The 12,442-nt window shown below is 61.4% G+C and carries 12 protein-coding genes and 2 riboswitches; of the genes, 10 read left to right on the top strand and 2 right to left on the bottom strand.

The genetic code is table 11. The features are described from left to right. On the bottom strand, nucleotides 1–534 hold a 534-nt coding region (locus Q0T48_RS11715; RefSeq protein WP_295956513.1), incomplete at its 3' end, for a hypothetical protein. Nucleotides 535–971: 437 nt separating this feature from the next. Continuing rightward, nucleotides 972–1,072, top strand: a riboswitch (glycine riboswitch). Nucleotides 1,073–1,081: 9 nt separating this feature from the next. Beyond that, a riboswitch (glycine riboswitch) is annotated at nucleotides 1,082–1,208 on the top strand. 60 nt (nucleotides 1,209–1,268) lie between these two features. Between Q0T48_RS11715 and gcvT the strand changes: the two genes are divergently transcribed. From gcvT to Q0T48_RS11665, 10 genes are all read left to right on the top strand, one after another. Continuing rightward, nucleotides 1,269–2,390: a glycine cleavage system aminomethyltransferase GcvT gene (gcvT, locus tag Q0T48_RS11710; protein ID WP_295956511.1), complete on the top strand. Its 1,122-nt coding sequence runs from the start codon at nucleotides 1,269–1,271 to the stop codon at nucleotides 2,388–2,390. Nucleotides 2,391–2,414: 24 nt separating this feature from the next. After that, the gene (gene gcvH, locus Q0T48_RS11705) at nucleotides 2,415–2,786 is read left to right on the top strand and encodes a glycine cleavage system protein GcvH (protein ID WP_295956509.1); all 372 of its coding nucleotides are present in this window, start codon (nucleotides 2,415–2,417) and stop codon (nucleotides 2,784–2,786) included. Between the two features lie 167 nt (nucleotides 2,787–2,953). Then, nucleotides 2,954–5,833 carry an aminomethyl-transferring glycine dehydrogenase gene (gene gcvP / locus Q0T48_RS11700; protein ID WP_295956507.1) on the top strand — a complete coding sequence of 960 codons (2,880 nt, stop codon included), beginning with the start codon at nucleotides 2,954–2,956 and terminating at the stop codon, nucleotides 5,831–5,833. Beyond that, entirely contained in the window at nucleotides 5,833–6,315 is a 483-nt protein-coding gene (locus Q0T48_RS11695; RefSeq protein ID WP_295956505.1) for a GNAT family N-acetyltransferase, read from the top strand. Before gcvP ends, Q0T48_RS11695 begins: the two co-directional genes overlap by 1 nt. Before the next feature lie 30 nt (nucleotides 6,316–6,345). Then, a complete protein-coding gene (locus Q0T48_RS11690; RefSeq protein ID WP_295956503.1) occupies nucleotides 6,346–6,954 on the top strand; it encodes a YitT family protein in 609 nt (202 codons plus the stop codon). A 26-nt stretch (nucleotides 6,955–6,980) separates the two neighbouring features. Continuing rightward, nucleotides 6,981–7,190, top strand: coding sequence for a SlyX family protein (locus Q0T48_RS11685; protein WP_295956501.1), 210 nt, complete (start codon nucleotides 6,981–6,983; stop codon nucleotides 7,188–7,190). A gap of 77 nt (nucleotides 7,191–7,267) precedes the next feature. Further along, the gene (locus Q0T48_RS11680; RefSeq protein ID WP_295956498.1) at nucleotides 7,268–7,900 is read left to right on the top strand and encodes a TetR/AcrR family transcriptional regulator; all 633 of its coding nucleotides are present in this window, start codon (nucleotides 7,268–7,270) and stop codon (nucleotides 7,898–7,900) included. A gap of 73 nt (nucleotides 7,901–7,973) precedes the next feature. Next, nucleotides 7,974–9,134 (top strand): iron-containing alcohol dehydrogenase, encoded by a 1,161-nt coding sequence (locus Q0T48_RS11675; protein ID WP_295956496.1) that lies wholly within the window; start codon nucleotides 7,974–7,976, stop codon nucleotides 9,132–9,134. Nucleotides 9,135–9,160: 26 nt separating this feature from the next. Further along, on the top strand, nucleotides 9,161–9,841 hold the full coding sequence (locus Q0T48_RS11670; RefSeq protein ID WP_295956494.1) for a type 1 glutamine amidotransferase domain-containing protein: 681 nt from the start codon (nucleotides 9,161–9,163) through the stop codon (nucleotides 9,839–9,841). 98 nt (nucleotides 9,842–9,939) lie between these two features. Continuing rightward, nucleotides 9,940–10,080, top strand: a complete 141-nt coding sequence (locus tag Q0T48_RS11665; protein ID WP_295956492.1) for a hypothetical protein — start codon at nucleotides 9,940–9,942, stop codon at nucleotides 10,078–10,080. 41 nt (nucleotides 10,081–10,121) lie between these two features. Here Q0T48_RS11665 and Q0T48_RS11660 read toward each other — a convergent pair whose 3' ends face one another. Beyond that, nucleotides 10,122–12,425 (bottom strand): bifunctional diguanylate cyclase/phosphodiesterase, encoded by a 2,304-nt coding sequence (locus Q0T48_RS11660; RefSeq protein ID WP_295956489.1) that lies wholly within the window; start codon nucleotides 12,423–12,425, stop codon nucleotides 10,122–10,124. Nucleotides 12,426–12,442: the final 17 nt, after the last annotated feature.

Here is a 12,442-nt window from a genome sequence, read left to right as displayed (position 1 = left end):
CTCTGACCTCCCTCGACCAGTCGCACTGCTTCTTGCTTGAATTCGAGCGTGTATCGCGCTCTCGCCGTCTTCGTCATTTCCGTTCTCCTTGCGTGAATTTAAACACTCAGCAAGGGATACGTTTTTCGAGGGCAAGGTCACCATGGTGTATAAAGCCATCCCCTGCAGCCCTTGCTGGCACGCCGGACCGTTGTTTGCTGGGTCAAGATCCTGATCACACAGGGTAAGCGAGCTCTGCAGATAGTTGATATTGCCTACGGCACCAGTCGTAATGGCGTTGGCAGGATTAGCCGAGATATTTTTGAGGTTTTGCAATACCTGGGCATCGGTGCCCCCGTTGTTGACGTACGAGGGTGCGGGGAGTACGGGCACCCGCACAGTTCCACGGTAGGTTTCGAACAACACACTGGCTGCAACAGGGGCTGTGCCTGTTAATGCCATCAAGAATAGGCAAAGAGCATGCACGCCAAGCACTGGTGACAACTTTTTAGAAAAAAAGCGTATCCCACCGTTATTTTGAATATGTGACTTCACAGGTCTCCCTCCTCATTTTTTCGACTTCAGCGGCTTATTTTTCTCTTCAAATAGTAACTAATAAATTTAATTAAATACATTACTATTTATTTTGTTACAAAAAATACACAAAAGTATTCATTTTGTGTGTAGATTTTTCCGTATTTTTGTGTATTTTTGTGTGGATTTACGCATTCAAATTTAAATTAAGCCTAATTTTTTCCCAAAATCTCACTTTTACCGTTCAGCAAACCTTGCTAAGCTCCATTTATTTTTGATTTCCCACTATATTTAGATAAAAACCACAATAGTAAATACCTTGGTTTTGGCCCGGTATTTGGCGCAAATTGCTTTTAGCTAGGTTCATTTAAAAGCTCAATTTACGGTAGCCCTTGGTAACAACTCATGGATACGAGGCCCACAAGCCTCGCCAGACTGGGCCCACGCTATTCAGTAGAATCCACCGGTCAGGAGAGAGTTTTCCCCGCGAAAACCGCCGAAGGCGCAGGACCCCGCTACGTGGGTCTGAACGCTCAGGCAAAAGGACTGACAAACGTTTTTCATCGAACGTCACCCCCCTGGAGAGAAATCCGCCCTGGAGCGGATTCACCGAAGGCGCAACCCGCAGTCGGCTTGGCACCACCGCCCAAGCCCGCCCGGCGAATCGCTCAGGTAAAGCGGACAGCGGGGACCACACATGGCCACAATGGCCATGATTTTTTGTGTGTCCCCCACTTTCATTCCGAAAGAACGCCATGTCCGATCTGTTGCTTACGCCACTCAACGCCCTGCACCTTGAACTAGGTGCCCGCATGGTCCCGTTTGCGGGCTACAGCATGCCGGTGCAGTACCCTGCAGGCCTGATGGCCGAGCACCACCACACCCGCACGGCAGCCGGTCTGTTCGACGTATCCCACATGGGCCAGTTGCGCCTGGTCGGCCCGGACGCAGCCGCCGCCTTTGAAACACTGATTCCGGTGGACGTGGTCGATCTGCCAGTGGGCAAGCAGCGCTACGGCCTGCTGCTGAACGACGAAGGCGGCATCCTGGACGACCTGATGTTCTTCAAGCGCGCCGACGACATCTTCGTCATCGTCAACGGGGCCTGCAAAGTGGCCGACATCGCCCACATCCAGGCCAAGATTGGCCAGCGCTGCCAGGTCATTCCCCTGCCGGAGTTGGCACTGCTGGCGCTGCAAGGCCCGCAGGCCGTAAATGCCCTCTCGCGCCTCGCACCCGGTGTAGAAAAATTGGTCTTTATGACCGGCGGCCACTTCGATGTGGCGGGCATCCCCTGCTTCTTGACGCGCAGCGGCTACACCGGCGAAGACGGCTTTGAAATATCGGTTCACAGCAGCCAAGCCGAAGCTCTGGCCCGCGCACTGCTGGCCCAGCCCGAAGTCAAGCCCATCGGCCTGGGCGCACGCAATTCGCTGCGGCTGGAAGCCGGGTTGTGCCTGTACGGCAACGACCTGGACACCACCACCACGCCGGTAGAAGCGGGCCTGAACTGGGCCATCCAAAAAGTGCGGCGTACCGGTGGTGCGCGTGCAGGCGGATTTCCAGGCGCTACAAAAATACTAGCTACCATCGCAGGTGGCAGTAGCGCTACGACCCGAAAACGTGTAGGACTTGTCGCCCTGGAGCGCATCCCCGTGCGCGAGCACACCGCCCTGCAAGACACCGCGGGCAACCCCATCGGCGAAGTCACCAGCGGCCTGCTCGGCCCCACGGTGGACAAGCCAATTGCCATGGCCTACGTGGTCCCGGAATTCAATGCCATCGGCACCCGCGTGAACGCCGTTGTGCGAGGCAAAATCGTGCCGATGGAAGTCGTATCCATGCCTTTCACACCCAACCGCTATTTCCGCGGCTAAATCCCTTTTTACAGGAGCAACCCCATGAGCATCAAATACACCGAAGACCACGAATGGCTGAACATCGAGGGCGACACCGCCACCGTGGGCATCACCCACCACGCGCAGGACGCGCTGGGTGACGTGGTGTTTGTCGACCTGCCCGCGGTGGGCACCAGCTTCGCCCAGAAAGACGTAGCCGGCGTGGTCGAGTCGGTGAAAGCCGCCGCCGACGTGTACATGCCTGTTTCCGGTGAAATCACCGAGGTGAACGAAGCCCTGCGCGCCGACCCGGCCCTGGCCAACACCGACCCGCTGGGCGCAGGCTGGTTCTTCAAAGTCAAGCTGTCGGATGCATCGCAAATTGCGGCGCTGCTCGACGAAGCCGCCTATACCGCCTTTAGTTCCAGTAACTAATACCCCCAGGCTACAGCGCTGCGCGTCTTTCGCCAACCCCCCTCGTATTGGTTTGAAAAACCGATACGACATGCAGGGGGCAACACCAGTTCTGCGGTGTTTCTGGAAAAGTCATGTACCGCTTGCCTGAGCCGCTCCCACCTTCACCCCAACCCAAGCGCCTCGCCATGACCTCCCTGCACGAACTCGAAAACTCCGCCGAATTCATCGCCCGCCACATCGGTATTGACGCTGCCGACGAAACCCTGATGTTGGGCGTGATTGGCTCCAGTTCGCGCCGGGACCTGATTGACGGCATCGTGCCGCGCTCGATTGCGCGCAGCACGCCCATGGTGCTGCCCACGCCCGTGACCGAGGCGGCGGCGCTGGCCGAACTGAAAGCCATCGCGTCCAAAAACAAGGTATTCAAAAGCTTCATCGGCCAGGGCTACTACGACACCCACACGCCCGGCGTGATCCTGCGCAACATCCTGGAAAACCCCGCCTGGTACACGGCCTACACGCCCTACCAGGCCGAAATTTCGCAGGGCCGCATGGAGGCACTGATCAACTTCCAGACCATGGTCTGCGACCTGACAGGCATGCCCATCGCTAATGCCTCCATGCTGGACGAAGCCACCGCCGCCGCCGAGGCCATGACCCTGGCCAAGCGCAGCGTGAAAAGCAAAAGTAATATCTTTATCGTGGCGGGCGACTGCCATCCGCAGACGATTGAAGTCATCCAGACCCGCGCCAAGCCGCTAGGTATCGAAGTCAAGGTCAGCTCCGCGCTGGCCACCCTGCCCCAGCTCATGGCCAGCGGCGACTTCTTTGGCGTGCTGGCCCAGTACCCGGCCACCAACGGCATGCTGCACGACCTGCGCCCGCTGGTGGGCGTGGCCCATGCCTGCGGTGCCGCCGTGTGCGTGGCCGCCGACCTGCTAGCGCTGACCCTGCTGGTGCCGCCCGGCGAGTGGGATGCCGACATCGTCATCGGCAGTACCCAGCGCTTCGGCGTTGCCATGGGCAATGGTGGCCCGCACGCCGCCTACATGGCGTGTCGCGATGCCTTCAAGCGATCCCTGCCCGGCCGCCTGGTGGGCGTGAGCGTGGATGCCCACGGCAACCCGGCCTACCGCCTGGCCCTGCAAACCCGCGAGCAGCACATCCGCCGCGAAAAAGCCACCTCCAACATCTGCACCGCACAGGTGCTGCCCGCCGTGCTGGCCAGCATGTACGCCGTGTACCACGGCCCCCAGGGCCTGACCCGCATCGCCCAGCGCGTGGCCCGCTTCACCGCCATCCTGGCGCGCGGCCTGCAGCAAATGGGCTACGAGATCGTCAACACGCATGCGTTTGACTCGCTCACCGTCAAAACCGACGACGCTAGCGATTTAATAGCTACTCGCGCACATAACGCCTGCGCTAACCTGCGTTTTCGCTTAAAAAACCACCTCGGCATCTCGCTGGACGAAACCACCACCCGGGGCGACATCGAAATGCTCTGGTCGTTCTTCGTCAAGCCCGGCGAGCCCATGCCGCGCCTGGGCGAGCTGGAAGACAGCGTGGACTCGCTGATCCCTGCCGAGCTGCGCCGCAGCAGCGCTTTCCTGACGCACCCGGTGTTCAACACCCACCACTCTGAGACCGGTATGCTGCGCTACATCCGGCACCTCAGCGACAAAGATCTGGCACTGGACCGCAGCATGATCCCGCTGGGCAGTTGCACCATGAAGCTCAACGCCACCAGCGAGATGGCCCCGGTCACCTGGCCCGAATTTGCCAACATCCACCCTTTCGCCCCCGCCGACCAGCGCCTGGGCTACACCGAGCTGGACGCACAATTGCGCGATTGGCTTTGCCAGGCCACCGGCTACGCAGGTATCAGCCTGCAGCCCAACGCGGGCAGCCAGGGCGAATACGCCGGTCTGCTGGCCATCAAGGCCTACTTTGACGACCACGGCCAGAGCCAGCGCAACATCTGCCTGATCCCCAGCAGCGCCCACGGCACCAACCCCGCCAGCGCCCAAATGGCCGGGCTCAAAGTGGTGGTCACCGCCTGCGATGCCAACGGCAACGTGGACATGGCCGACCTGCAAGCCAAGTGCGAAGAGCACAGCCAGGACCTGGCCGTGGTCATGATCACCTACCCCAGCACCCACGGCGTGTTCGAAACCCAGGTGAAAGAACTCTGCGCCCTGGTGCACAGCCATGGTGGCCGGGTCTATGTGGACGGTGCCAACATGAACGCCCTAGTCGGCGTGGCCGCGCCGGGCGAATTTGGCGGCGACGTGAGCCACCTGAACCTGCACAAAACCTTCTGCATCCCGCACGGCGGCGGCGGCCCCGGTGTCGGCCCCGTCTGTGTGGTGGCCGACCTGATCCCCTACCTGCCCGGCCACGCCACGGCGGGCGACACCCAGCACGGCATCGGTGCCATCAGCGCCGCGCCCTTGGGCAATGCATCTGTGCTGCCCATCAGCTGGATGTACTGCCGCATGATGGGTGCCGAAGGCCTGCAGCACGCCACCGAAGCCGCCATCCTGGCCGCCAACTACGTCAGCACCAAGCTGGCCCCGCACTACCCCACCCTGTACGCCAGCGCCAACGGCCATGTGGCGCACGAATGCATCCTGGACCTGCGCCCCATCAAAGACAGCTGTGGCGTGACCGCCGAAGACGTGGCCAAGCGCCTGGCCGACTACGGCTTCCACGCACCCACGTTGAGCTTCCCCGTGCCCGGTACCCTGATGGTGGAGCCCACCGAGAGCGAAACCCTGGCCGAGCTGGACCGCTTCATTTTCGCCATGGTCGCCATCCGCGACGAGATCCGCCAGATTGAAAACGGCAGCTGGCCGCAAGACAACAACCCGCTGAAGCACGCCCCCCACACCGCCGCCAGCCTGATGGCAGCCGAGTGGGACCGCCCGTACGCCCGTGAGGTGGGCGCGTTCCCGCTGGCCAGCCTGAAGCAGTCCAAATACTGGCCGCCCGTGGGTCGGGTGGACAACGTGTTTGGCGACCGGAATCTGTTTTGCAGCTGCGTGCCGGTGGCGGATTACGCCTGATGGACTTGCACGTCCGCCGCGTGGATTACAGCAACCCGACCGATGCAGCCGCCCTGGTCCACCTGCTGGACCTGTATGCCCAGGACCCCATGGGTGGTGCCACGCCGCTCAGCGACGACACCCGCGAACGCCTGTGCGCCGACTTGGCATTGCGCCCGCACGCGGCCAGCTTCATCGCCTGGCAGGGAGACGAGCCGATCGGGCTTGCCAATTGTTTTGAGGGCTATTCGACCTTCAAGGCCCAGCCGCTGCTGAACATCCACGACATGGCGGTACACCCGGCACACCGGGGCCGGGGCGTGGGCCAGGCGTTGCTGGCGGCGGTGCAGCAACACGCGCTGGAGCGGGGCTGCTGCAAGCTGACGCTGGAGGTGCTAACGGGCAATGCCCAGGCCCAGGCCAGCTATGCGCGCTTTGGGTTTGTGGGTTACCAGCTGGTCGCATCCGCCGGGCATGCCGTGTTTCTGCAAAAACAAATCTAGTGCGGCACAGTTCCTGCTGGGGAACTGGCCATGGCTGAATCCTCCGTACACCTCCACACCGCGTTTGAAGACGCACAGGCCATTTTTACCGGCACGCTGTTTGTGTCGCTGGCGCTGATCTTGTTTGCCCAGGCGGGCCTGATGACGGGCGGCACGGCGGGGGCTGCGTTTTTGCTGTTTTATGCCACGGGCATCACGCTGGGCAAGCTATTCTTTGTGATCAACCTGCCGTTTTACTGGTTCGCCTGGACACGTATGGGGCGCGAGTTCACCTTCAAGACTTTCATCGCCATCAGCATGCTGTCGGCCATGATGGAGTGGTCGCCCAAGCTGTTTGCCATCGAACGCCTGCACCCGGCCTACGCCGCCGTGCTGGGCGGGCTGCTGTTGGGCTCAGGCTGCCTGTTTCTGGCCCGCCACCGTGCCAGCCTGGGCGGGGCCACCATCGTTACTTTGTACTTGCAAAAGACCTACGGCTGGCGCGCGGGCAAGGTGCAGATGGCCATTGACTGCACCATCGTGCTGCTGGCGCTGACGGTGATCGAACCGGCCCGCGTGGGCTATTCGGTGCTGGGCGCGGTGGTGATGAACCTGTTTATCTGGGTCAACCACAAGCCGGGCCGGTACGCCGTTTTGTAGGCGGTGCGGTAGTGTCCAATACGGGCATGCATGACACCATTGACCAACGCCTGACCGACCTGGAAATCAAAGCCAGCTTTACCGAAGACCTGCTGGAGCAACTCGACCTGGTGGTCATCCGCCAGCAGCAGCAAATCGACCTGCTGGTGCGCGAAGTGACCCGCTTACAGCAGCGCAGTACCGATGGCCAGGACGGCCCGCGCAACGCCGCCGACGACCTGCCTCCGCACTACTGAAATAAAAGCCCGCTGCAACCAAGGGCCTTACACAGCAAATCACTAGACGACTGGTCTACTACAGCTACAATACATCCATGCTGAATGAAGCCCCTACCGCCAAACACCACATCCTCGACTGTGGCGAACGCCTGATCGCCACCAAGGGCTTTGTTGGCGTAGGCCTGGCAGAGATTCTGGCCGTGGCAGGTGTGCCCAAGGGCTCGTTCTACCACTACTTCAGCTCCAAAGAGCGCTTTGGCGAAGCCCTGTTGGTGCGCTACATGGAGCGCTACGTGCAAGGACTGGACGCGATGTTTCGCCCCGACGGCGAGACCGGCCGTGTGCGGCTGATGCGCTATTGGCAGCACTGGAACAGCACCCAATGCGCCACTAGTTGCGATACCGTGGGCGGTACGGGCAACCCCGCCACTACCAGTACCAAATGCCTAGTCGTCAAACTCAGCGCCGAGGTGGCCGATATCTCTGAGGCCATGCGCCTGACCTTGCGCGACGGTACCGACCAGATCGTGCAGCGCATTGCCCAGTGCCTGGAAGATGGCCATGCTGACGGGTCCGTCCCTGCCCACTTACCGGCACCAGCCACGGCATTGACTTTGTACCAACTCTGGCTGGGTGCCAGCCTGCTCTCCAAGCTGCGGCGCGATAACTCGCCATTTGAGCCCGCCATGCGGGCTACCCAGCAAATACTCGACTCCACGCCCGCCTGATCTGCACTAGCAGCTATCATTTTTATAAAAATACTAGCCGACCGGTCTACTTTTAAACACCACAAGGAACCCCATGAACAACTTTGACTTCCACAACCCCACCCACATCGTCTTTGGCAAAGACCGCATTGCCGACCTCGCCACGCTGGTGCCCGCTGCCGCCAAGGTGCTGATTCTGGTGGGCGGCTCCAGTGCCGAAAAAACCGGCACCCTGGCCGAAGTGCGCCAAGCCCTCGGCAGCCGCGCCCACGCCACTTTCACCGGCATCGAACCCAACCCCAGCTTCGACACCGCCATGCAGGCCGTGCACCAAGTGCGCGAAGGCGGCTTTGACTTTTTGTTGGCGGTGGGTGGCGGCTCGGTGATCGACGCAGCCAAGTTCATTGCCGCAGCGGCCTTGTTTGAAGGCGATGCCTGGGACATTTTGCTCAAAGGTGGTGCCAACATCCGTCGCGCCCTGCCCTTTGGCACGGTGCTGACCCTGCCCGCTACCGGCTCTGAAATGAACAAGGGCGGCGTGATCACCCGGCGCGACATCGGTGCCAAGCTGCCCTTCCGCAGCCAGCACGTGTACCCACAGTTCTCGGTGCTCGACCCTACCAAAACCTACACCCTGCCGCCGCAGCAGTTAGCCAACGGCGTGGTGGACGCATTCGTGCACACCGTGGAGCAGTACCTGACGTACCCGGTCAACGCACCGCTGCAAGACCGCTTTGCCGAAGGCATTCTGCAAACCCTCATCGACGTGGGCCCACGCCTGCTGACCGCGCCCGAGCCGGTGTACGACGATCGTGCGAATCTGGTCTGGGCCGCTACCCTGGCGCTGAACGGGCTGATCGGCTCGGGCGTGCCGCAAGACTGGGCCACCCACATGGTGGGCCACGAACTCACCGCCCTGCACAACATCGACCACGCCCGCACCTTGGCCATCGTGCTACCCGCCATGCTGGACGAGCGCCGGGTGCAAAAACACGCCAAGCTGTTGCAGTACGGCGACCGCGTCTGGGGCATCCGCACCGGCAACGAAGACGAGCGCATCACCGCCACCATCGTGGCCACCCGCGACTTCTTTGAGCGCATGGGCATCCCCACCCGCTTGTCGGCCTACGGGCTGGGCGCAGAGGCCATCGACGTACTGATAGCCCAGCTTACCGAACACGGCATGACGCGCCTGGGCGAACACGGCGACATCACGCCTGAAGTCAGCCGCCGCGTGCTGCAAGCCGCTCTGTAATTTTTTTCAACCCACCAGGAAACCCCATGTCCAAAATCCTCATGGTGCTTACATCGCACGACCAACTCGGCAACACCGGTGCCACAACCGGCTTCTGGCTGGAAGAATTCGCCGCGCCCTACTACGTCTTCAAAGATGCCGGTGTCAGCATCACCCTGGCCTCACCCCTCGGCGGCCAGCCGCCGCTGGACCCCAAGAGTGACGACCCAGGTTCGCAAACCGCGGCCACCCTGCGCTTCAAGGCCGACCCCGCCGCCCAGGCACTGCTGGCCGATACCCGGGTGCTGGCAGGCGTGTCTGCAGCCGACTTCGATGCCGTGTTCTACCCCGGTGGCCACGGCCCGCTGTGGGATCTGGCCGAAGATGCCACCTCGATTGCGCTGATTGAAACTCTGCTGGCCGCTGGCAAACCGGTGGCCGCCGTGTGCCATGCACCCGGTGTGCTGCGCCATGCCAAGGGCACCGATGGCCAATCCATCGTGCGCGGCAAGTCAGTCACCGGCTTTACCAATAGCGAAGAAGACGCCGTGGGCCTGACCGACATCGTGCCCTTCCTGGTCGAAGACATGCTGATCGCCAACGGCGGCATTTACTCCAAAGGCGCAGATTGGCAGTCGTACGTGGTAACCGACGGCTTGCTGGTCACCGGGCAAAACCCCGCGTCATCCGAAGCGGCAGCGCACGCTTTGCTGCAGAAGCTGGCGTAAAAAAAGAGGCCATAAACTTTGCCTCGCCAAAGCTCAAAACCGGCTATGAACTGATAAGCTCAAGGCCATAGAAACCTCTTAATTGACTGGAGAAAATCATGGCCAAAGGCGAGCAAAAAACCAACAAGGAATCGAAGAAGCCCAAGAAGGACACTTCGCCTCCCAAGCCCATTTCTACCGATGCAGTGCGCCCCACCATCACCACCGTGGTGCCGGTTCGCGGCAAGTTGAAGAAATAACCGCTACCCCCTCAAAAAAGCCGCATCTGATGCGGCTTTTTTTATGCCTCTAGAAATACAGCCACCGGTGCATTCAGCAGCCACTGCGCAGCTTCTTCCGGTGTGAGCGGCTTGGCAAACAAATCCCCTTGCAGTTCATGGCAGCCCGCCAGCCGGGCAATGTTGGCTTGGGCGGGTGTTTCTATGCCTTCGGCCACCACATCCAGCCGCAAGGCCACGGCCAGTTGGCAGATCGCCTGCACCACGGCGGTGGCATCGGCGGCGGGCAGGGGTTCGATCAAGCCCCGGTCGATCTTGACGGACTGCAGCGGCAGGCTGCGCAGCATGTTCAGCGACGAAAATCCGGTGCCAAAGTCGTCCAGTCCCACGGCAATACCCAGGTTGCGCAGTTGCCGGATCTGCTTGCGCGCCTGGTCTAGGTTGGCTACTGCCGCACTTTCGGTAATTTCCAGAGTGATCGCATGCGCCGGCAGCCGGTGTTGCAGCAGCAGTTGCTCCACCAGCTCCGGAAAGCCGCCATCCAGCATTTGCAGGGGCGACACGTTCACCGCCACCGGTACCACCTTGGTAAACCGCTGCCGCCACAGGGCGACTTGCTCGCAGGCCAGGCTCAGCAACAGCAAACCCAGGTCGGCGATCAAACCAGTGCGCTCGGCCACGGCAATGAACTCCACCGGGCTGACCCAGCCCACTCCGGGGCGGTGCCAGCGCGCCAAGGCCTCAAAGCTGGCCAACTGCCCGGTCCGCGCGTCGACCTTGGGCTGGTAGTACAGGCTGAATTCACACTGCTCGATGCCCGCGCGCAAGGCCTGTTCCTGCTCGAACACGTCGCTGGAGCCGCGTTCAAACCGGGCCTCGGCCAGCGCCACCGAGGTACCGGGCGTACGCTTGGCGGCGTGCATGGCGGCGTTGGCCGCACGCAGCAAAGACTCGGCATCCTGGGCATCCTTGGGGTACAGCGCGATGCCCATGGACACGTCGATAAAAAAGTTGCGCTGCGGCAGCACCAGCGGTCGCAACAGCAACTGCTGCACCCGACGCGCCATGGCCGCAGCACTGTCTCTGTCGTGGTAGGGCCGGGCCAGAAAAGCAAATTCATCGGCCCCCAGGCGCATCAGCTCACAGTCCTCACCCAGTTCCCGCTCCACCGCAATCGCCAGGGCCTTGAGCACTTCGTCGCCCAGCGAATGGCCATGGGCTTCGTTGAACAGCTTGAAGCGGTCCACCCCCAGCAGCACCAACCCAAAGCTGGGCCGGTCCGGCACAACCACGCAGCACTGGCGCAGGCGCTGCAGCAAGGCGCTGCGGTTGGGCAGACCGGTCAGCTCATCGTGCGTCGCCTGGTAGAGCAATGCCTGGGTGACATCGTGGTGGTCGGTTTGGTCGGTGACCAGAATCTGGATCGCCTGCGCGTCGCCCCACTGCGTGCGCCAGCCCGAGAAGCGCAGCCACACCGACGAGCCGTCCTTGCGGTGCCGCAGCCCTTCCCATTGCAGCTCGTCCACGGTGCCGCTTTCGATCTGCTGGTAGCGCAGCTGCAACTGCGCGACTTCTTCGCGTCGCACACCTTGTAGCAGGTCGGACAAGGTCACCTGTTCCCGCCGCCCAAAGCCGTACAAGCCCAACAGCGCCGAGTTCGCGTACCGCACACGCTGCTCCACCAGCACCAAAATGCCCTGGTGCGAGCGCTCCACCAGTTGCTGAAAGCGCTTGCGCAGGTTGTCCGACTCCAGCATCGAGCGGTCCAGGGTGGCATAGACCAACGTCAGGCCCAACAGCAGCCGCAATACCGCACCCGCATTCGACTGGAACAACAACCCCGCCTGGCCCCAAAAGGCAAAACACAGCTGATTCAGCCCCAGCAGCACCATCAAAGGGCCTACCAGGCGGTCGGTAAACAGGCCCCCGCGCAAACCACGTGTAACCACCACGCCCGCCAAAATCATTAAAGACGGGCTGACCCAGACCGTAATGGATGGGTCGCTGAACAGCACCGCCCATAAACCGGCCAGCAGCAGCAAACCCGAAAAAACCACCCACTCCAGCGTCGAAAAAACCCAGCCAGACAAGCGGCGGCTACCGCTCAACATCAGCGCAATGCTGCCAATTTGCCCAAATACGGCCAAAACCATGCCGGGCACGGTCCATTCATCTCCCACCCACTGGCTCATCAAGTAGCCCATAGGCACCAGCGCCTGCGCCAACTGTGCAACCCCCAGATCGCGGGTGAACAGCTGCGACCGGTGTCCTCGCCACACCAACAACAAGGCCGCGCCCATGGTCAGACCGACCACGGCATTCACCAGGATGGAATAAAGGAGTACGGGACTGAATGCGGATGGCATAGATGGGAAAACTAATT

This window comes from Rhodoferax sp. (assembly GCF_025354435.1).
Lineage (GTDB): Bacteria > Pseudomonadota > Gammaproteobacteria > Burkholderiales > Burkholderiaceae_C > Rhodoferax_B.
This window is presented reverse-complemented; position numbering and strand designations above follow the sequence as displayed.